Source organism: Sneathiella sedimenti, assembly GCF_017313765.1.
GTDB lineage: Bacteria > Pseudomonadota > Alphaproteobacteria > Sneathiellales > Sneathiellaceae > Sneathiella > Sneathiella sedimenti.
Genome location: NZ_JAFLNC010000001.1, coordinates 499,916 through 520,776, shown reverse-complemented (window position 1 = coordinate 520,776; position 20,861 = coordinate 499,916). Strand labels below are relative to the sequence as shown.

21 protein-coding genes are annotated in these 20,861 nt (G+C 52.4%); 16 read left to right on the top strand and 5 right to left on the bottom strand.

Annotation, left to right across the window (positions count from 1 at the left end):
• The first annotated feature begins 25 nt into the window (after nt 1-25).
• From J0X12_RS02540 to J0X12_RS02530, 3 genes are all read left to right on the top strand, one after another.
• Entirely contained in the window at nt 26-433 is a 408-nt protein-coding gene (locus J0X12_RS02540) for an allophanate hydrolase-related protein (protein ID WP_207041797.1), read from the top strand.
• Nucleotides 430-1,587, top strand: coding sequence for a M14 family metallopeptidase (locus tag J0X12_RS02535; protein WP_207041795.1), 1,158 nt, complete (start codon nt 430-432; stop codon nt 1,585-1,587). The genes J0X12_RS02540 and J0X12_RS02535 overlap by 4 nt, the downstream gene beginning before the upstream one ends.
• A gap of 88 nt (nt 1,588-1,675) precedes the next feature.
• Nucleotides 1,676-2,038: a heme-copper oxidase family protein gene (locus J0X12_RS02530; RefSeq protein WP_207041793.1), complete on the top strand. Its 363-nt coding sequence runs from the start codon at nt 1,676-1,678 to the stop codon at nt 2,036-2,038.
• 3 nt (nt 2,039-2,041) lie between these two features.
• On the opposite strand, the gene J0X12_RS02525 is transcribed toward J0X12_RS02530, so the two are convergent.
• On the bottom strand, nt 2,042-2,578 hold the full coding sequence (locus tag J0X12_RS02525) for a glycine cleavage system transcriptional repressor (protein ID WP_207041791.1): 537 nt from the start codon (nt 2,576-2,578) through the stop codon (nt 2,042-2,044).
• 275 nt (nt 2,579-2,853) lie between these two features.
• On the opposite strand from J0X12_RS02525, the gene J0X12_RS02520 reads away from it, so the two are divergent.
• On the top strand, nt 2,854-4,356 hold the full coding sequence (locus tag J0X12_RS02520) for a cyclic di-GMP-binding domain-containing protein, MshE-related (protein WP_207041789.1): 1,503 nt from the start codon (nt 2,854-2,856) through the stop codon (nt 4,354-4,356).
• Nucleotides 4,357-4,381: 25 nt separating this feature from the next.
• Here the strand turns inward: J0X12_RS02520 and J0X12_RS02515 are convergent, their stop codons facing one another.
• Complete coding sequence (locus tag J0X12_RS02515) at nt 4,382-5,110, bottom strand: UTRA domain-containing protein (protein ID WP_207041787.1); 729 nt, start codon at nt 5,108-5,110, stop codon at nt 4,382-4,384.
• Between the two features lie 326 nt (nt 5,111-5,436).
• Here J0X12_RS02515 and htpG point away from each other — a divergent pair, with 326 nt between their 5' ends.
• The 3 genes from htpG (at nt 5,437) to J0X12_RS02500 (ending at nt 8,952) form a co-directional block, all read left to right on the top strand.
• Nucleotides 5,437-7,314, top strand: a complete 1,878-nt coding sequence (htpG, locus tag J0X12_RS02510) for a molecular chaperone HtpG (RefSeq protein WP_207041785.1) — start codon at nt 5,437-5,439, stop codon at nt 7,312-7,314.
• A gap of 218 nt (nt 7,315-7,532) precedes the next feature.
• Entirely contained in the window at nt 7,533-8,642 is a 1,110-nt protein-coding gene (locus J0X12_RS02505; protein WP_207041783.1) for a hypothetical protein, read from the top strand.
• Nucleotides 8,626-8,952, top strand: a complete 327-nt coding sequence (locus J0X12_RS02500; protein ID WP_207041781.1) for a hypothetical protein — start codon at nt 8,626-8,628, stop codon at nt 8,950-8,952. The genes J0X12_RS02505 and J0X12_RS02500 overlap by 17 nt, the downstream gene beginning before the upstream one ends.
• On the opposite strand, the gene J0X12_RS02495 is transcribed toward J0X12_RS02500, so the two are convergent.
• The 3 genes from J0X12_RS02495 to acnA all read right to left on the bottom strand — a co-directional run bounded on the left by J0X12_RS02495 (nt 8,953) and on the right by acnA (nt 13,378).
• On the bottom strand, nt 8,953-9,762 hold the full coding sequence (locus J0X12_RS02495) for an NUDIX hydrolase (RefSeq protein ID WP_207041779.1): 810 nt from the start codon (nt 9,760-9,762) through the stop codon (nt 8,953-8,955). It abuts the gene before it with no gap.
• A gap of 68 nt (nt 9,763-9,830) precedes the next feature.
• Nucleotides 9,831-10,565 carry a DUF1223 domain-containing protein gene (locus J0X12_RS02490; RefSeq protein ID WP_207041777.1) on the bottom strand — a complete coding sequence of 245 codons (735 nt, stop codon included), beginning with the start codon at nt 10,563-10,565 and terminating at the stop codon, nt 9,831-9,833.
• Nucleotides 10,566-10,684: 119 nt separating this feature from the next.
• On the bottom strand, nt 10,685-13,378 hold the full coding sequence (gene acnA, locus J0X12_RS02485) for an aconitate hydratase AcnA (protein ID WP_237687929.1): 2,694 nt from the start codon (nt 13,376-13,378) through the stop codon (nt 10,685-10,687).
• Nucleotides 13,379-13,642: 264 nt separating this feature from the next.
• Here acnA and ccmA point away from each other — a divergent pair, with 264 nt between their 5' ends.
• From ccmA to ccmI, 9 genes are all read left to right on the top strand, one after another.
• The gene (gene ccmA, locus J0X12_RS02480) at nt 13,643-14,254 is read left to right on the top strand and encodes a heme ABC exporter ATP-binding protein CcmA (RefSeq protein WP_207041775.1); all 612 of its coding nucleotides are present in this window, start codon (nt 13,643-13,645) and stop codon (nt 14,252-14,254) included.
• A complete protein-coding gene (gene ccmB / locus J0X12_RS02475) occupies nt 14,251-14,916 on the top strand; it encodes a heme exporter protein CcmB (protein WP_207041773.1) in 666 nt (221 codons plus the stop codon). The genes ccmA and ccmB overlap by 4 nt, the downstream gene beginning before the upstream one ends.
• Before the next feature lie 26 nt (nt 14,917-14,942).
• A complete protein-coding gene (locus tag J0X12_RS02470; RefSeq protein WP_207041771.1) occupies nt 14,943-15,677 on the top strand; it encodes a heme ABC transporter permease in 735 nt (244 codons plus the stop codon).
• A gap of 113 nt (nt 15,678-15,790) precedes the next feature.
• On the top strand, nt 15,791-16,003 hold the full coding sequence (gene ccmD / locus J0X12_RS02465; RefSeq protein WP_207041769.1) for a heme exporter protein CcmD: 213 nt from the start codon (nt 15,791-15,793) through the stop codon (nt 16,001-16,003).
• Complete coding sequence (gene ccmE / locus J0X12_RS02460) at nt 16,000-16,440, top strand: cytochrome c maturation protein CcmE (RefSeq protein WP_207041766.1); 441 nt, start codon at nt 16,000-16,002, stop codon at nt 16,438-16,440. Before ccmD ends, ccmE begins: the two co-directional genes overlap by 4 nt.
• A complete protein-coding gene (locus J0X12_RS02455) occupies nt 16,440-18,437 on the top strand; it encodes a heme lyase CcmF/NrfE family subunit (protein ID WP_207041764.1) in 1,998 nt (665 codons plus the stop codon). The genes ccmE and J0X12_RS02455 overlap by 1 nt, the downstream gene beginning before the upstream one ends.
• A 4-nt stretch (nt 18,438-18,441) precedes the next feature.
• The gene (locus tag J0X12_RS02450) at nt 18,442-18,975 is read left to right on the top strand and encodes a DsbE family thiol:disulfide interchange protein (RefSeq protein WP_207041762.1); all 534 of its coding nucleotides are present in this window, start codon (nt 18,442-18,444) and stop codon (nt 18,973-18,975) included.
• On the top strand, nt 18,972-19,469 hold the full coding sequence (locus J0X12_RS02445; protein WP_207041760.1) for a cytochrome c-type biogenesis protein CcmH: 498 nt from the start codon (nt 18,972-18,974) through the stop codon (nt 19,467-19,469). Before J0X12_RS02450 ends, J0X12_RS02445 begins: the two co-directional genes overlap by 4 nt.
• On the top strand, nt 19,466-20,854 hold the full coding sequence (gene ccmI, locus J0X12_RS02440; protein WP_207041757.1) for a c-type cytochrome biogenesis protein CcmI: 1,389 nt from the start codon (nt 19,466-19,468) through the stop codon (nt 20,852-20,854). The genes J0X12_RS02445 and ccmI overlap by 4 nt, the downstream gene beginning before the upstream one ends.
• Nucleotides 20,855-20,861 lie beyond the last annotated feature (7 nt).

The following is a 20,861-nucleotide window of genomic DNA, read 5'->3' as shown; positions in this document are numbered from 1 at the left end:
GAGGCCGCAGGCAGGGGAGTAATGTGTGACGTCTGTTTTGTTAGCTGTAAATGGCACCTTGATGCGAGGTCTGGAACTCAATGGAAATTTGCTCGCGGTCGATGCAAAATTTGTTCGAGAGGCGAAAACGGTACCGCAGTATCGTCTCTGGTCAATTAATGACCGGCATCCTGCTATGCAGAGAGTAGTTAAAGGCGGCGCGTCGATAGAGCTTGAACTCTGGGAAGTCCCGGCAAGTGGGCTCGCGACCGTTCTGATGGAAGAGCCGTCTGGGCTTTGTATCGGCAAGGTCGAGCTCTCTGGTGGCGAGACTGTTCTAGGGGTCCTCGGCGAAGCTGCGCTGTGTGAGGGTCAGCGGGAAATTACAGAACATGGTGGTTGGCGGACTTATTGCGCGGCGCGTGACGCGACGAGATCCGGGACGACAGCATGATTCACATCACCAGCCAGTTCGATGGCGGCAATATTATCTGTGATTCATGCGAGGACCCGGGCAATATCCAGCTGCGTATCAGGCCCGATACAAATGCAGATTTCTTCCAGTGGTTTTACTTTCGCCTGAGCGGCGCCAAAGACAGCGACTGTATCCTGCGGATAACCAACGCAAAGGAGTCGTCCTACGCCAAGGGGTGGGAGGAATATCGCGCGGTTGCCTCTTATGACAGACAGAACTGGTTTCGGATTGATAGCCGATATGAGGACGGAGAACTGAAATTGCAGCATCGTCCGGATTTTGATTCTGTCTATTACGCTTATTTTGCTCCCTATTCCATGGAACGGCATGCGGATCTCCTGGCGCGAGCAGGTCAATCCCCCCGCGTGTCACAATCCGTTATCGGAAAGACGATCGAAGGACAGGCTATGGATCTCCTGACAATTGGGGAGAGACGGGGCAACAAGCGGAATTTCTGGTTGATCGCCCGTCAGCATCCGGGGGAAACCATGGCCGAATGGTGGATAGAGGGATTTCTTCACCGCCTGCTCGATCCGGATGATGCCGTTTCGAATGCATTGCTGGACAGGGCGATATTTCATGTTGTGCCGAACATGAACCCGGACGGCAGTCGTAGTGGGCATCTTCGGACCAACGCAGCGGGCGCCAACCTGAACCGGGAGTGGCAGGACCCAGATATGAAAAGAAGCCCCGAGGTGTTTGTCGTGCGGGAGAAGATGCGGGAGACAGGTGTAGATTTCTGTCTTGATGTCCATGGCGATGAAGCCATGCCGCACAACTTTATTGCAGGTGCCCAGGGTGTGCCAAGCTGGAATGCTCAAAAAGATATGTTGCTTACGGATTTCAAGAGAAGCTGGCAGCAGGTGAACCCGGATTTCCAAACCCATCACGGCTATCCAATTGCCAAAAAGGGGGAAGGAAATATGACCATTTGCGTCAATCACGTCAGCGAGTATTTCGGCTGTCTCGCCATGACACTGGAAATGCCGTTTAAGGATACGGCGGACAGGCCTGATCTAGTTAATGGTTGGTCGCCTGCCCGTGCACGCAAGCTTGGAGCCTCGGTTATTGATGTCATCTACAAGCTTTTCGACCGGCTCCAGGGAGAGGGTGCGAACAGTTCCCCAAACTAAAAATTTCGTTTGCAAATTAGCGAAATATAGATTTTTCTATTACAGGGAAACAAAAAGTTAGCGAAATAATAAAAATGGGGGTCGAATAATGCTTGCAGAAAAATTTATCAAGTCAGCTGCAATTTACATCATTCTTGGCATGATATTGGGGATCTATATGGCGGCTTCCCAAGACCATTCCCAAATGCCCGCACATGCGCATCTCAACCTCTTGGGGTGGGTGACAATGGGGATCATGGGTCTCGTGTACAAGAACTGGCCTGCAGTCGCGGAAGCGAAACTCGCAAAGCTGACGTTCTGGTTCGCCCATATTTCGGTTATCGGGATGACAGCTGGTATTGGGCTTATCTACGCGGGCATGCCGGAATATGAGCCAATTGCCATTGTCGCGTCGTTTATTGCCGTGCTTAATATGATACTGTTTGCCTTCTTAGTCTTTAAGAACGCCTGAACATTATCCTAAAGAAGAATTTTCGGCCGTTAACGTCTGACCAAGAGCACTTGCCGTGTTATCTAACGCGGCAAGGCAGTTCTCGGTGCGCTCCGGCGGGATATAGACAGAAAAGCGTGTAATGAATATCGTTTGGCCGTTCCGGTCGACTTGATCCGATTTCAGGCGAACGATATTGGCATCGAAATCGATAAAAACTTCCGACAAACGCGCGAGTACGCCAGGTTGGTCCGGTCCCTCACAACGAATGTGATGGGTGATGTCAGTCGGCGGGGTGTCCCCTTCCTCAAAGGCGAAACGCCGGACGTCAATATCTGCGTCCTGCATTCCTTCCAGAGTGCGTAACTCGTCAATCAGTTCCGATTCCGACACATCTGCGGGAATATCAATCACACTGGTAAATTCGCCGCCTTTTCCAAGAACGGCGAAGGATGTGTCTCCAAGATTGATCCCTTTGTCGAAAAGGTGCCCTGTTACGAGGGAAATCAATCCTACACGATCCTTTGAAAAAACGGATAATAGCGCTTTATAGTCTGACATGGCATTGCTCGCGAAATTCAGTTCTAAAGGAGCGTTGGATATACAGAATTACTCCCTTCGCGCCATTTCAACAACCATTTTACCTTTTCCGTTCCCCTATTTCCGAAACCACCGCCGGAAAAATGAAAATTAAGGGCACAATTCAGCTTTTCTTGTATCAGATAACCTTGCGTTAACGAAAATCAGGTATGTCTTGGGAGCGACTTGGTGAAAAGCCTGCCGTAATTCTGTGTTTACAAGGCACTGTTTGGCGGAAACAGAACTGGAGAAATTGGATGCTCATCGGTGATATCTTATTGGCGCACGACCTGGTTACGCCGGAGGATATAAAGATTGCCCTTCACCGTCAAAAAGAGAACGGGGGCCGTCTCGGCGACAATCTCGTTGCGCTCGGCGCCATGACCCAGGAACAGCTCGACCGGGCGATCTATGAAGCTCCGCGAGCACCGAAAACCATTGAAGATACTGGCATTCCAAACGGCAATCTGCTGCGCATCCTCTTGAAGCTGATGTACACAAATACACTTGAAACCGCGTCTGAACTGTCAGCGGCGATCAAGCTGCCGATCGGCGTTGTCAATCGCCTCATTCAGGAGGCCGGGGACCGGAAATTTCTTGAATCCTTAGGGAATACGGATCAATCGACATTTTCTGAAACCCGCTACATCATGACCGAAGCGGGAAAGCGCTTCGCAATTGAAGCGCTGGAGCAGAATCAATATGTCGGACCGGCACCGATCTCTCTCAACGACTATCAGGAACGGATCAATCAGCAGAAAATTACAAATGAGCGGGTTGAGCAGGAAAAAATTGAGAAAAGTTTCGAAAATTTGATCATATCCGATGATTTCGTGCGCCGTCTTGGGCCGGGTGTGAATGCCGGCAAAAGCATCCTTCTGTATGGACCTCCCGGTAACGGTAAAACGACAGTTGCTGAAAAAGTCGCCGAGATTTTTTCCAATGTTATTTACGTACCTTATTGCTTTGAAGTGGACGGACAGATTATCAAGGTATTCGATCCTGCGATACATAAGCCGAAATTCACTAAAGAACTGGACAAGAAAAAAAATTCCGGCTTGCGGCGCGAAGAGTTTGATGGTCGATGGGTTCCTTGTGAGCGCCCGGTCGTGATAACTGGCGGTGAACTGACCCTGGAAATGCTCGATCTCAGCTTTAACGCTCATGCCAAATATTATGAGGCGCCTCTGCATGTGAAAGCGTCCAATGGGACGTTTATTATCGACGACTTTGGCCGCCAACTGGTCAGTCCGGAAGACCTTTTGAACCGCTGGATTGTTCCGCTTGAAAGCCGGGTAGATTTTCTCAAGCTGCATACCGGGAAAAGCTTTTCACTGCCTTTTGATGAGCTGGTGATATTCTCAACCAACCTTTCGCCGGATGATTTGATGGATCCTGCATTCCTTCGACGTATCCCCTACAAGCTGGAAACGGTTGGACCCACCCGCGATCAGTATTTCCAAATCTTTAAAATGGTGGGCAAAAGCCGCGGTCTTGAATTCACGGAAGAGATCCTCGACACGATTATCGAGGAATTGCAGGTGAACAACAGCTTTGACCTGGCATGTTACCAGCCGAAATTTATCGTGGAGCAGATTATCGCGGCCTGCAAATATCAGGGCGCAGATCCCTATGTCAGCAGAGAGCTAGTCGTTGACGCCCTTAAAAATCTCTACACTTCCTCCGCGAAGGGCGCGGGTAAAACGGCTGCGAAATCAGGTGGCGGGGATCGTTCCAAGCCGGCCGTGGCGGCTATCTGACCGGACTGGCGGACATAGAGTACCTTCAAGTAAGCTGAATTCTGTTTCCTGGAAATACGAGACGGGCCGCCGAGATAACGTCGTCGCCCAGCCAGCTCTTGCGATTGATGACGATGCAGGCAGTCGTGGTTTCCAGTTCGAGGAAGTGATTTATTTCGGCATTCGACACAGCGGCCTGAACCACATGGGAATGGGAAAGCAAGGCAAACTTCTGGCTTAAAAGGGTATCTGCGGTCAAATGGGTGAAGTCCGACTCCAGATATTCCGGCATAAATTTGGGATGTACATAACGATCCTCCAGCATTACCGGTAATCCGTTATCTCGATGCACGAAGTAGGAACGATAGACCTCCTCCCCGGATGTCATCGCCATCATTGCCGCCGCATCATTGTCGATCGGCTCCTCTTGCAAGAAATGAACGTCGCATTGGTGCCGCCCTCCCCGGCGACGAATAATGTCGTCAATCTCGCTGAGCTCGATCGCTTTCCTTTGCTTTTTCGGGGCGGCTACGAAGGTCCCGACACCCTGAATGCGTTCAAGATAACCGGCCTGGGTTAGTTCACGAAGCGCACGATGGATTGTCATACGGGAAATTCCCATTTCGCGAACCAGGGTATGTTCGGAGGGGAGCTGGAAATAGGCGGGCCATTCTCCGGATTCCATATTCTTTAGCACATAGGATTTAACCTGTTCATACAGTGGCTTTGGCGGGGAATAGGGGCGGTCATCTTTTTGCGATATAAAATGGGGCATCGGCGAAGTCCGTCTTCTCTGTTAGCATATACAGGAAGACGTCACATCCGGCCGCGATGTGAATTCACGAGCTGGACGATGCAAAAAAATTAAAAAATAATACTTGAACGATCGTTCCAATTATATATATGATTGGATACTGATCACCTCCATCTACGCATAAATGTTGTTGATCTGTGAATGGCCCGCCCCGATTTTCTGCGCCCCTCGGGGTGGGCCGACTTCACCATCTCTCCTGACAAAATCCTCCTTTTAAACCTTGAATGAAATTGCCTCATTGGTCATATAGACGACAGAGGAAATTTTATCTGAGGTAAAAAACGTAGATGACAGAGCAAACACATGAATTTCAGGCGGAAGTCGCCAAGCTTTTGGACATTGTGACGCATTCCCTCTACAGTGAAAAGGAAATTTTCCTAAGGGAGCTTGTCTCTAACGCCTCCGACGCCTGTGACCGGCTACGTTACGAAGCGCTGACAAAGCCGGACTTGATAAAAGATGATCCGGATTTCAAAATCTCCATCTCGATAGACGAGAAAGCCCGTACGCTGACTATCGAGGACAATGGCATTGGCATGTCTGAGCAGGACATGATCGATAATCTGGGTACGATCGCCCGCTCGGGCACCTCCCGCTTTTCTGAACAGTTGACCGGTGATGCCGCAAAGGACGTAACCCTGATCGGACAGTTCGGTGTCGGGTTCTATTCTGCGTTCATGGTAGCGGACAAGGTCACAGTGACTAGTCGTCGCGCCGGGGAAGAGGGTGCGACGGTCTGGTCTTCCAAAGGACAGGGATCCTTCGCGGTTGAGCCTGCCACGCGCGAGTTACGTGGCACAGAGATCGTGCTGCATATGCGCAAAGACGCCAAAGAATATCTGGAGCCTGCCCGGTTGCGGCAGATTATCAAGACATACGCGGATCATATTGCAATCCCGGTTATCCTGAAATCAACTAAGGAAGACGAGGAAGATGAAACGCTCAATACTGCGAGTGCATTATGGACGCGTCAGAAGTCAGAAATTACGCCTGAGCAATATACGGAATTTTATCACCATGTAGGACAGGCGTTCGACACACCTTGGCTGACATTGCATAGTCGGGCAGAAGGTCGTATCGAATATACAATGCTCTTGTTCGTCCCTGAGCAGCCCCCCTTCGATCTCTTCAATCCCGAACGGAAATCGCGGCTTAAGCTTTATGTGAAGCGGGTCTTCATTACCGACGACTGTGAGGAGTTGATTCCGGCGTACTTGCGCTTCCTGCGCGGCGTCGTGGACTCGGAGGACCTGCCGCTAAATGTCAGTCGCGAAATGCTGCAGCACAATCCCGTACTGCAGAAAATCCGTAATGGCTTGGTCAAAAAGGTTCTCGGTGAGCTTGAGAAAAAAGCAAACAAAGATACAGAGAACTTCGCCAAGTTCTGGGATAATTTCGGCGCTGTACTGAAAGAGGGGATCTACGAAGATACCGTCAATGGCGAGCGCATCCTCAAAATGGCGCTTTTCAACAGTACCATCAAGGAAAGCCGTACAAACCTCAATGACTATATTGGCCGCATGAAAGAAGGCCAGAATGCTATCTATTATATTACCGGTGAAGATCTGGAAGCTCTCAAATCCAGCCCGCAGCTAGAAGGATTTGCCGCAAAAGGCATAGAAGTGCTGTTGCTGGCCGATGCCGTGGACAGCTTCTGGCTGAGCCGGACCAATGAGTTTGAAGGCAAGCCTTTTAAGTCCGTAACCCGGGGCGCCGCTGATCTCGACAAGGTCGCCGATGCGGATGAAAAAAGCGAGGAGACCGATAAGGCACCTCCCGGCGAAATGGATAGCTTGATTGCTCTGTTCAAAACAGTACTTGAGAATAAAGTTAAGGATGTCAGGATTTCGTCCCGGCTGACGGGAAGCCCTGTTTGTCTCGTCGCCGATGAGGGGGATATGGATATCCATCTTGAAAAGCTATTGAAAGCCCACAAACAGTTTGGCGCGGGGGATAGCTTGCGTATTCTGGAGTTGAACCCCAAGCATCCCTTGATCAAGAAGCTGGCAACCAGTGCCAAGGAGAAGGGGACTTCGGAGGCCATGCAGGATGCGGCTCTCCTGCTCTTAGACCAGGCGCACATTGTCGAGGGCGATCCGGTTGCCGATCCGGTTGCCTTTTCAAGGCGCATGGCCGATTTCATGGCGAACAGCCTCTCTGCTTGAGTGGACATGAAGATCTGGAGGGCTGGCATATGCTTATATGCCAGCCCTTCGTGCTTATGACGCATTCTACTATGTAAAACATTGACGTACCGCAGGTGGCCACCGGGACACCTGACGGATTTGTGCATCCATAATAACTACTATAAGTTATAAATATTGAAAACAATACAACTTAATATTAAATATGCTGTGATCGATACGATAGACAGCAATTTAATATGCAGCGTTTGTTTCAAATCTTTATCCTAATAGGTTTTCTGCCGGGCCTTTCCGCCTGCAGTGTTATTGATGATACATTGCTGACAGAGGAGGTTCGCGAATTTTCCCGTGGGGTTGTCGCTCTTTCAGCCATTATCACACACGAGTTCTCGCTGGCTGAAGAGGTCAACACACTCGGGTTTATGGACAATCTGCAGTTTCAACTGGAACTGGGTGGAAATCCCGATACCAACTTAAAGCCCTTGTTCAGTGCATCGGATATTGCTGCCAGACAGAGTCTTTTGACGGCCCTTAACGGATATGCCGAAACCCTGGTGGCTGTCGCGTCGGGAAAGCCGCTTTCCTCGGAATATTATAAACTGGCGGGAACAACAGAAAATTTGAAGCAGCTAACGTCCGGCCATTTTAATCTAGCGCATTCCCTTTCCATTCTGGATTCTGATCAGCTTGTCAATGACGTAAGCGTCATTGACCGGTTGTTTATCCTGCCGGAGCGGGACAGGCGCTTGCTTCCGATCGTCGAAAAAGGAGGAACTGCCTTATCAAAAATGGCAATTCTCCTTTATTTCGATATCGGAGCCGTTTCGGATCAGTCAAGCAAATGCAGCTATACATATCCGAAAAATGAACTTGATGCCGATTTGGCAAGTTTACGGCTATGTAAGGGAGGATTGCGGTCAATTGTCAGCAGCGCCATCAGTTTTGATACGAATGTTTGGAAGGACAAGCTGGCGTATCTAAAGACCCAGGACCAGAAAACGTCAAGAGATCGCCGCATCGCAATTGAACGCCTCGTTTCGATCCAGAAATTGGGCCAGCGACTGGATCAGCTTCTCAGTGAAACCCAGACTTCCCTGATTGCCATGGTCAACGCGCATGACGCTCTTGAAAAGACGCTGAAAGATGCGGAAAAGTCGAGTGGTCTACCCGTTGCTGCGACCTCAAAATCTATTCTTTTTGTTGAGAGGCTCCGCGGACTAACGGGGGCAGCCGCATCCATTGAAAGCGCTCTATCTACGCTATCCGTGACCAACTCGGCCGCTCAGAATTTCCAGCCGAGTTTCAACACACAAACTGTCACCGGAGTAAATGATGACAAAGAGTTATGAAGACGCTCTTGCGCAGCTGGAAAAGGCCCAAGCGGCGTTGAACGCCCAAGACATATCGCAATTGCCCGCTGCCCAGCTGATAAATCTCGAAAGGTCGAAAGCCGCTGTTTATGGTGAGATACAGGCGCTTCAGGCCAAACAAATTGAAGATCGCGATCAAGGCTATGTGGCGGTTACCGATGTATTTCGCAAGTGCAAATCGGACCTGAAGGAACTCTCGAACTGGGTGTCGGCGAAAGAGGCGCGGGATCGCGCCATCTTCTCAATGCTGACAAAGGGCGTCAGTATCGCTTTGTCCCTATTAATATAATTACTTATCCATAATCGCGTCTATACGGCGGCGGGTTACACTGTAGCCGGCCTCTTTCGGGATAAGTAGATACTTTCCCTCCTCCGTTACTTCCATCTGGGGAAGGACCGTGAATGTGTCGGTTCCATGCGCATGTGCGACGGCGTATTCACTGGAGCTAAACCGGCTCAATGCCTCCACATTCATGCGGGTTGGAAAGATAACCGTATAGAGTCCCTTATCGGCATCCTCCATAACTTCCTGAGGGCCAACCCAAACTGAATCCACGGATTCTTCGCCATCATGCGCCGCCAGTTGATGCGGTGGCGCCTTGGCAATAAAGAAATGGGTGTCGAAGCGTTTAGGCATATGGGCTGGTGTTATCCAATGTGCAAAATGGCCGAGCAGGTCGGTCGCAAGCTCCAGATTTTCGGCCCGTACCATATCTCCAATCGGCAATTCTCCATTCTGGAGTGGCAGTCGGTACTTTTCCGCGAGGGCTTCCAGCCGGTCGTGGGTGACAAGCGCGCCGGTCTCCCGATTTCGGGCAAGCAGGATGTTGGCTTCCTCGAAACTTTCGCGAATGGAAGCGATTTTAAAGGAGCGCAAGGGATCGTCCCCTCGGTCGCTTTCCGGCAGATGATCGATCAGCATAGGATCCATATCACCCTCATCCACCTTGCCACCTGGAAAGACCAGGGCGCCGGAGGCAAAGTCGATCTGATGATGGCGGACAACCATAAAGACTTCAATTTTGTCGTTTTTCTTTACGCAGTCGCGAACCAGCAAGACCGTAGCAGCGGGTTTCAAAGGAACATTTTTGTCAGTCATAAAGCACCATTCTTATTCTTTTTTGGCCATAGTGCCTGAGAGTGGAAGGAGGATCAACTAAATGCTTTTTACAGCATGACTTCCAAGGCGGCAAGAATGGGTCCATATCCGTCTTGTTGAATAATCAGTGCACAGCCATCACGCCCTTCAGCGCGCATTTCCGCTAGGTCTAGGACAATGGTTTTGGCATCGCCCGCCCATTCCCCAAGGGTTCTAATTTTGCGCACCACATTGTGATAGGTGATGATCCGTCCGGTATTCTCCCCCCGGCGTATATCCACATCGTTTGAGCGGTCAATATCCGCGAGCCAGATGGTGGCATTGCCCGACCCCGCCGGCAGGACGACATTTAGCCGATCGCCATCGAACGCCCACTCAAGCGGAAGGCTTTTCGCGTGATCCGCGTGCTTTTGAATAAGGGAGTTGACGGCACTCGGGTCTGAGCCGACGGCATGGGCTTCCCCACCAATGACCATTTGCGGTGTATACACATAGCGAGAGTTGAAGCGACCACGATACTCCACCTGGCGGTCATCGTTATCGGGACTGCCGAAAGTATCCTTCCAGCCGATATAGTCCCAGTAGGTTACGGCAAAAGACAAACCCAGAACCGAGTCATCCTTGATAAGCTCGCTGAGCAGTTTATCCGCAGGAGGGCAGGAACTGCATCCCTGGGAGGTATAGAGTTCCACGACGGTCGACGGTTGATGCGCGCTCTGGGCGAAGACTGCGCTCGCGATGGTGGTCCCCATAAGAACGGCAGTGCAGATTACGGCCAATTTATTGACGTATAATTTTATCATGAATTCTAATTAGCTTATTCCAGCATCACAGACAAATCACCTGTCAGTGAGAGAAGGGTGCACAAAAAAACGGCGGATCGTTCGACCCGCCGTCTTCAATTTCATATCCCTACCGGATACTAGCTTTTTGACAGATTTCTCAGCACATACTGCAAAATACCATCGTGGCGATAATATTCGGCCTCATCCAGCGTATCGATTCGGCAGAGGAGCTCAATTTCCTGCGACGAGCCATCCGTGCGTGTGATTTTACAGGTGACATTCATACCTGGCGTAATGCCGCCTTGAATGCCAACGAGATCAATCACTTCGCTTCCGTCGAGGTTGAGCGTTTTGCGGGTGACCCCATCCGGGAACTGCAGTGGCAGAACGCCCATGCCGACGAGGTTGGAGCGGTGGATGCGCTCAAAACTTTCGGCGATGACAGCCTTGATTCCGAGGAGGAGAGTACCCTTGGCAGCCCAGTCACGGCTGGAGCCCGTACCGTATTCCTTACCGGCAAAGACCACCAGCGGCGTGCCTTCTTCGCGGTATTTCTCGGCCGCATCATAGATCCACATCTGCGTTCCATCCGGCATATGCTTGGTCACGCCGCCTTCGGTGCCCGGGGCAACTTCGTTACGAAGCCGGATATTGGCAAAGGTACCGCGGGTCATGACCTGATCGTTACCGCGACGAGACCCATAGGAGTTGAAATCCTTTGGCGCGACCTGATGCGATTTCAGATATTCCCCGGCCGGACCATCGGCCTTGATAGCGCCCGCAGGCGAAATATGATCTGTCGTTACCGAATCACCGAGAAGCGCCAGAACACGTGCACCATTGATATCCTCGAACGCGCCCGGTTCTTTCTGCATCCCTTCGAAATAAGGCGGATGCTGAACATAGGTCGAGGTGCTATCCCATGTATAGGTCTGACCTTCCGCAGTCTTAATCGATTTCCATGTGTCGTCACCGGAGAAAACATCCGCATACTGGGTTACAAACATATCGCGCGCGACGGCTTTGCGGACTGTTTCAATCACTTCCGCGTTGCTTGGCCAGATATCCTTCAGATAAACCGGGTTGCCGTCCTTGTCGTTCCCGAGTGAATCCTTGGTAATATCAATATTGAGTGACCCCGCGATTGCATAGGCGACAACCAGTGGCGGAGATGCCAGGTAGTTCGCTTTCGCTTGCGGGCTGACCCGACCCTCAAAGTTGCGGTTACCGGAGAGAACCGAGCAGGCGACAAGCTCGCCCTCGGCAATTGCGTCCGCAATGGCGGGGTCAACCGGACCAGAGTTCCCGATGCAGGTCGTACAGCCGTAGCCGACAAGGTTAAACCCGAGAGCATCCAGATCATCCTGAAGTCCAGCTTTTTCAAGGTAGTCCGTGACCACCTTGGAGCCCGGCGCGAGCGAGGTTTTTACCCAGGGCTTCACTGTCAGGCCTTTGGCAAGCGCATTGCGCGCCACCAGGCCAGCCGCCAACATCACATTCGGGTTGGAGGTATTGGTGCAAGACGTAATAGCGGCGATGATTACATCGCCATGGCCGATCTTGTAGTCCTTGCCGGCGACATCTATCTGCTTTTTCAGGTCGCTCGTCGTTCCGGCTAGTTCTGGCAGAGCGCCCTTGAAGGCGTTGGTTGCGTCTGTCAGCAGAACCCGGTCCTGGGGCCGTTTCGGGCCGGCGAGGCTTGGTTCAACCGTTGATATGTCGAGTTCCAGCGTCGCGGTGAATTCCGGATCCGGCGTATCGTTGTCACGCCACATGCCTTGTGCCTTTGCATAGGCTTCCACCAGTTTTACCCGTTTTGGATCACGGGCCGTGAAGTTGAGGTAGTTGATGGTCTCTGCGTCGATCGGGAAGAAACCGCAAGTTGCGCCATATTCCGGCGCCATGTTGGAAATGGTTGCCCGGTCGGCAAGGCCAAGTTCCGCAATGCCGGGGCCATAGAATTCGACGAACTTGCCGACAACGCCCTGCGCACGCAGCATCTGCGTTACGGTCAGTACGAGGTCAGTTGCTGTTGTCCCTTCCTTCAACTTGCCCGTCAGCTTGAAGCCGACGACTTCCGGGATCAGCATGGAGATCGGCTGGCCGAGCATAACAGCTTCGGCCTCGATTCCGCCAACACCCCAGCCAAGAACAGCAAGGCCGTTGACCATCGTCGTGTGGCTGTCTGTGCCTACCAATGTGTCCGGATACGCGACTTCGTTGCCGTTCTGGTCTTTTGTTGTCCAGACGGTCTGCGCAAGATATTCCAGGTTGACCTGATGGCAGATGCCAGTTCCGGGCGGAACAACACGGAAATTGTTGAATGCTTTCTGGCCCCACCGGAGGAAAGCGTAGCGTTCGCCATTCCGTTCCATTTCCAGTTCAACGTTCTGACCGAAAGAGGCAGCCGTTCCGAACTTGTCAACCATCACGGAATGGTCAATCACCAGGTCACATTGGGCAAGCGGGTTGATCTTTTCCGGATCGCCGCCGAGGGCTACCATTGCATCGCGCATCGCAGCAAGGTCAACAACAGCCGGTACGCCCGTGAAATCCTGCATCAGCACGCGGGCCGGGCGATAGGCGATCTCGCGATCCGCCTTGCGGTCTTTCAGCCAGCCAGCGATCGCGCTGACATCTTCCGAACTTACAGTGCGACCATCTTCGTGGCGAAGCAGGTTTTCAAGAAGGACTTTAAGGGAAAAGGGAAGGCGGGAGACATCGCCGAGGCCAGCTTTTTCAGCTTCCGGGATGCTGTAATAATCATATTTTTCACCGTCGATATCGAGTGTGCGGCGAATGTTCAGGCTGTCGTGACCAGTTGTTGTCAACGTATCGCTCCTTGAAGGTAGGGGGAACGGAAAATGCCGGAAGTTCGGCACCGGTTCAATAATGTGCGTTATGTGCCTTAAATTTGAAAAATTCTCAAGTGTTAAGGTGCAAAACCGACGTTTCAGACACCATTATCTTCGATATTTAGTAAGATCGATCCGCAAAAGTAGGTTCTAGTATTTGCGAATCCGGGATTCTTGCTGTAGTCAGTGAAACAGGGGGATACCCTAATTCTTGTCTCTTCGGAGTGATATGCCGCCACAATGAGTTTTGTCGCCCAAAATCTTGCCTGTCAGCGCGCCGATCAGCTGATATTTGAGGATGTTTCCTTCTCGTTGTCCCCCGGAGAGGCGGTTTGGGTGAAGGGGCGAAATGGCGCCGGAAAATCTTCCTTGCTACGGATATGCGCTCGCCTTTTAGCGCCTTTGCGGGGGCAAGCTGCGTGGCATGGAGAGGATATATTCAAGGATTATGACGGCTATATCGGAGACTATCATTATCTCGGTCATCTCGATGCCCTCAAGTATGCCTTGACCGTTCGCGAAAATATTGATTTCTGGGCGGAGTTTCACGGCATTCCGGATGTTGCCTCGGCGCTGGACCAATTCGACCTTCAGGCGCTTTCGGACATTCCGACGGGTATGCTTTCCCAAGGACAGAAGAAGCGGACCAACCTGGCGCGCCTTACCGCCTCTTCGGCGAAACTCTGGATATTAGATGAACCGTTAAGTGCGCTGGATCTTCATTACATCGCGCTTTTCAAGGAGAGGTTAATCCGGCATCTGGCGGAAGGCGGCATGGCGCTATTTGCAACCCATCAGGATCTGGAACTGGAGCAGGTCAAGATCCTCGATCTTGATGATTGGGCATCATGAACCGTTTTCTCCGCCTTATTGGCCGGGATGTCCGGCTAGCCTTCCGGCAGGGAAGCGCAATGACCCTCGGTCTGTCCTTTTTTGTCATCGTTGTTGTCCTGTTCCCGCTTGGTGTCGGCCCTGAGCTTGCCGTGCTCGCGCGGATCGGGCCCGGTGTACTCTGGGTGGCGGCGTTGCTCGCCTGTCTGCTAACCCTCGATCGGATGTTTCAGGCGGATTATGAGGACGGATCGCTCGACCTTCTGATGACTGGATCCTTGCCGACGGAAATATTGGTGCTCGCCAAGGTAATCGCACATTGGCTGACGTCAGTCTTACCGCTAATAGTTATAGCGCCCCTGCTCGGCATGTCCCTGAACCTGCCAGGAGACGGCATTCTTGCCCTGACAGCCGCCCTGTTGATCGGAACGCCAACGTTGAGTTTGATCGGGGCGGTTGGCGCCGCACTCACCATGGGAATGCGGCGCGGCGGTGTTTTGTTGTCACTTTTGGTACTTCCCCTATATATACCGGTATTGATTTTTGGTGTTGCCGCGGTCGATGCCTCGATGGCCCAGCTATCTGCGACCCCTCATCTCCTGTTGCTAGGCGGGGCATCGCTTGGGGCGCTGGTTGTCGGGCCGCTGGCAGCGGCGGCGGCCTTGCGGCTGTCTCTGTCGTAAGAAAGATTTAGGAACTGATTGACGTCATGGCCATAGATTTACACAAATATGCCAACCCTAAGCGGTTTCTCGCGATTACCGGGGCGATTTACCCATGGAGTGTCGGGCTGACAGTCGTATTGCTGCTGGTAGGGCTTTATCTGAGCCTGTTCGTCGCGCCACCTGATTATCAGCAGGGCGATACAGTCCGTATTATGTTCGTGCATGTTCCTGCCGCCTGGATGGCGCTTATGATCTATACCATGATGGCGATCAGTTCGGCGGTCGGCCTAATCTGGAAACATCCGGTTGCCGATCTTACGGCCAAAGCCTCGGCGCCGATCGGGGCCTGCTTTACTTTTCTTGCCCTTGTAACGGGTTCGCTATGGGGCCAGCCCATGTGGGGAACCTTCTGGGTATGGGATGCCCGGTTGACCAGCATGTTAATTCTGTTGTTCCTGTATCTCGGCTATATGGCAATTTGGGAAAGCTTCGACGATCCGGTTAAAGCCGCCAAGGCGGCGGCCATTCTTGCGCTTGTCGGGGTAATTAATATTCCCATCATCAGATTTTCGGTCGACTGGTGGAACACCCTGCATCAACCGGCAAGCGTTGCGACGATGGATGGCCCTAAAATTCATAGCACCATCCTGATTCCGCTGCTGGTGATGGGTCTTGCGTACACGGCCTTTTTTGTCATGGTACTGATTATCCGGGTGAAGGCGGAAATACTGAAACGGCGTCTTCGCGTTCTACAAATCGCGGAATTAAGAGAGAGCTAAGGCAAGGTCATAATGCCGGATCGCGGCATTGTGACGCAGAATGATCGATCCGTTGTGTATTTTAGGCGGGAAACCATTATATTCGCGCCAAACAATCGTCTTTGAGGGTCATATTGGATCAGGTTGCAACATATTTTGATATGGGTGGGTATGGGCTGTTTATCTGGCCGTGCTTTGCAGTATCCGCTTTTGTGCTGCTGGTGCTTTATCTATCGAGCCGCCGACGCCTGACTATCGTAGAAAAAGAACTTGCGACGCTCGAACGCCGTCGGCAAAAGCAAAGCGGACGGAACATCTCTTCGTCAACTGAAGAAAGCCTGTCATGACCCGGAAAAAGCGGCGATTATATTTCGTTCTTGCGGGAATGAGCGTTCTTGGGATCGCGGCGGCACTTGTGCTGACATCCTTTGAGGATAGCCTTGTATTCTTCCGAAGCCCCTCTGACCTTGTCGAGAAACCAATCCCTGCCGGAAGGAATTTTCGTCTGGGCGGACTCGTTGAAGAAGGCAGTGTCGAGAAAAATGGGGTCGTGACCCGGTTTAATGTAACCGATTTGAACAAGGCGGTGCCGGTTACTTTTGAAGGGTTGCTCCCTGACCTGTTCCGTGAAGGCCAGGGCGTTGTCGCGGAAGGGTCATTCACCGAAGATGGTGTCTTTGTCGCGACCAATGTTCTTGCCAAGCATGATGAGAATTACATGCCGCCGGAAGTGGCGGACGCGCTCAAAAAAGCCGGACAATGGAAGCCGGAGGGTGACAACTGATGGTCGCGGAAATTGGTCAGTTTGTTCTTATATTGGCACTCATAACGGCGATATTTCAGGGTGTCTTTCCGCTAATCGGCGCCGCACGGAACAGCCAGCCCATGATGCGGTTCGCGAATAATGCTGCTTTCGTTCAGTTCGCCGCTATTACCGCTGCTTTCATTTGCCTGACTGTCGGGTATATCACCAGTGATTTTTCAATTCTCAACGTGGCGAACAATTCCCATTCTCTGAAGCCCATGCTCTACAAGATAAGCGGTGTCTGGGGTAACCATGAAGGGTCACTCCTGCTCTGGAGCTGGATATTGGCTCTTTTTGGCCTCGCTGTTGCTGTTTTTGGCCGCAACCTGCCGGATAGCCTGAAAGCGCGCGTGCTTTCCGTCCAGGGCCTTGTCGGTGTTGGGTTTCTGATGTTCATCCTGTTTACGTCTAACCCGTTTGAGCGGATCGATCCTGCCCCGCTTGACGGGAGTGGCCTTAATCCGCTTCTGCAGGATCCCGGTCTTGCCTTCCACCCCCCGTTTCTTTACCTCGGCTATGTCGGGCTATCCATAACCTTCTCCTTCGCCATTGCTGCACTGATTGAAGGGAAGGTTGATCCAGCCTGGGCCAGATGGGTGCGTCCATGGACACTGGCGGCCTGGGGGTTTTTGACAATCGGAATAGCTCTGGGATCGTGGTGGGCTTATTATGAACTCGGCTGGGGCGGCTGGTGGTTCTGGGACCCCGTTGAGAACGCCTCCTTTATGCCCTGGCTGGCGGCAACGGCACTTTTGCATTCCGCCATTGTTGTTGAAAAGCGGGATGCCCTGAAAAATTGGACCATATTGCTGGCGATTGTTGCCTTTAGCCTGAGTCTGTTGGGCACTTTCCTGGTTCGTTCCGGCGTACTTAATTCCGTTCATGCCTTTGCCACCGATCCGGCGCGGGGTGTCTTTATCCTGATGTTCCTGATTGTCGTAATTGGTGGATCCTTGCTGCTGTACGGAATTCGCGCGCCGATGATGAAGGGCGGAGGCCTTTTCGCGCCGATCAGTCGGGAGGGGGCACTGGTTCTCAATAACCTGCTTCTCTCTACCGCGACAGCAACCATATTGCTTGGGACACTTTACCCGATTTTTCTGGATGCCATTACCGGCGCCAAGGTTTCAGTTGGACCGCCGTATTTTGAGGCCACCTTCATTCCCCTCGCGATCCCGCTCATAATTGCCATGGCCTTCGGACCCTTTCTCGCCTGGAAGCGGGGGGATCTTGCGGGCGTGGTATCGCGTCTTAAGTTCGCGCTGTTGCTTTCGCTCCTGCTCGTCGGCGTAATCTGGTGGCAGCAGACGGATACGCCAATTATGGCGCTTGTCGGCCTAGGCCTGTTTGGGTGGCTTGTCATTGGATCGCTGCTTGAGTGGACGGAAAGAATAAAATTGTTTCGCGGTCCTTTGTCGGCCAGTTGGCGGCGGATGACCCAGCTTCCGAGAAGCGCTCATGGCATGACGGTCGCGCATATTGGCGTCGCTCTGGTTATCTTGGGGATAACGGCCTCGGAAACCTGGCAAACGGAACATCTTGGCGTGATGCGACCAGGAGAAATTGTGTCTGTCGGCGGGTATGATTTCAGGTTTGACGGGGCAGAAACGGTTGCCGGGCCTAACTATGATGCGGTGCGCGGTACTTTTCTCGCATCAACGGGAATCGAAAAGGGTGTCTATCTGTATCCGGAACAGCGGCGCTATAGCGATCCGCCCATGGAAACGACCGAAGCCGCTATACGCCCGATGCTGAGTGCGGACCTCTACGCGGTCATTGGGGAAGAAGATGGCAAGGGCGGCTACGCGGTGAGGATTTATCACAAGCCCTTTATCTCCTGGATCTGGATCGGTGCCTTTGTCATGTTCCTCGGTGGCGCGTTGAGCCTGAGTGACAGGCGGCTGCGGCTTGGCGCGGCGCGGCGGGCGCGTCAGCAGGAGGCTGCCACTGAAAGCCTGTCAGGCGCGAAAGGATAGGAAAATGCGGATACGGTTCCTGATCCCTGTTGTGACCTTTGTCGGTATTGCCGCCATGATGTGGTACGCACTCTTCAACCTAAACCCGACGGAAATACCGACCGAGTTCGTAAGCAAGCCGGCTCCAGAATTTTCGCTGGAACCGGTTCCTGGTTATGGGCCGGGGTTGGCGCAAGAAGATCTTGCGACAGGCAAGGTAATTTTGCTGAATGTTTTCGCGTCCTGGTGTGTGGCCTGTATGGCTGAACATCCCTTTTTTATGGAGCTGAAGGCGCAGGATACGGTTGATATCTTTGGCCTGAATTACAAGGATACGCCAGACGGGGCCGCCAAATGGCTGGCCCGTCACGGAAATCCCTATAAGCGTACGGGTATGGACCTGAAAGGTCGGGTTGGGATCGATTTTGGTGTTTATGGCGTTCCCGAAACATTTGTCATCAGCCCGGATGGTAAAATCCTCGATAAAATTATTGGTCCGGTCAGTCCGGATATGTTCGAAAGCCGTATCCGCCCACTTTTGAATGAGGCCGGGTCGTGAAATCATCTTTTCGCCTGTTGATGCTGTCCATGCTGCTCGCGCCATTCCTCGTTCTTTCGGCCACGGCTGTATTTATTGAGGAGAAACTCAAGGATCCGGTCTTGGAGGCACGGGCGCTGGAAATATCAGCCGAAATACGCTGCCTGGTTTGCCAGAATCAGTCCATCCTCGACAGCAACGCGGAATTGGCGAAAGATCTCCGCCAGATTGTCAGGGAACGGATTGCGCTTGGGGAATCTGATGAGGAGGTTCGGGGCTTCCTTGTCGATCGTTATGGGGATTGGGTTCTTCTCAATCCACCCTTTAAAATAAGCACCGTTTTTCTCTGGCTTGGCCCTGCTGTAATTTTCATTCTTGGTGCTTTTGCAATGGTTGTTTTTCTGCGAGGTCGTAACCGCCTTGTGGAAGATGAATCGCGCACCAAGCTTTCCACAACGGAAGAGGCGGAAGTCAACCGGTTACTAAAATCAGATGAGACCGGACAGAATTCATGATTTGGATCGTCTTTTCTGTAGTTCTATTGTTGGCGATTGCTATTCTCGTCTGGCCTTTCCTGCGGACGGGCGGACGCTTGCGCGATCATGCGGACCAGGGGCTTGAAGTCTACAGGCAACAGCTCGATGAACTTGCCTCCGATGTGGCTCGCGGTGTCATGAGCCAGTCCGAGGCTGAGGCTATGGAAACGGAAATCAAGCGGCGTATGCTCCGAATGGATCGTGCGAGTGGAAAAAACTCCCTCTCTTCAGGGCACAAGGCTGGGTGGCCAATTGCCATAACGCTTGCAGTTGCAGTTCCGGCAATTTCTTTTGCGCTATACGCTGACCTCGGCTCCCCGGATACACCGGCCCGTCCCCTGATGGCACGGAATATCGAGGCGGAGCGGGCTGCCCTTGAAACACAGGATGTCGCTTCCCTGATTCAGCGACTTGTCGATGCATTGAAGGCCCAGCCGGATAATCTGGAGGGATGGGTTCTGCTTGCACGGACATTGAGTCGCCTGGAAAGGTATGATGAAGCTGCGGAAACCTACATGAAGGCGACCCTGCTGGCGCCTAATGCGGCGGCACTATTTGTTGGCGCAGGGGAAAATTACTATTTTGCGGCAGAGGGGAAAATCACGCCCAATGCAGAAGATGCATTCGAGAAGGCGATCGCGATTGACCCCAGTAATCCAGGCGCCCGCTATTACCTAGCGGTTCGCGATGCGCAGCAAGGGGACACATCGGGTGCGCTGGAAAAATGGATTGCACTTTATGAAGAGAGCCCGGCGGACGCTCCCTATATGCCGGTTCTGGCGAGTCGCATTGAACAAACAGCAGAACAAACCGGTACCGATACGGGCGATCTTTTCGAACGCAAAAAGGCATCTTCTGAAACGTCAGGACCAAGTTCCGAGGATATTGCCGCTGCGGCCGCGATGTCTGCAGAAGACCGGCAGGAAATGATCGCCGAGATGGTGAACAGGCTGGCCACGCGCATGGAGGAGACACCCGAATATGAGGGGCTCATGCGGCTTGGGCAAGCCTATGGCACGCTTCAGAATTACGAAAAATCAGCGGAGGCCTATCGCAAGGCACGCAGCTTGAAACCTGACAGTCTTGCTGCTCTCCAGGCTGAGGCGTTTTCCCGGATTCAGGCGGCCGGCAATTCGGGTGTCCCGCCGGCTTCCGCCGTTGAACTCTACCGTATCATCCGCGAGCAAAACCCTAACCATCCCCAGGCTCTATGGTATCTTGGAGTTGCGGAAGCAGCGGAAGGGAATAACGAGAAGGCGGTTGAGCTTTGGACCCGGCTTGAGGCTGTGACCGAGACAGGAACACCTGTAAATACCGCCGCTAAGGAGGCGATAAAGAGCCTTTCCGTTACCGGTAAAAATTGATACCGTT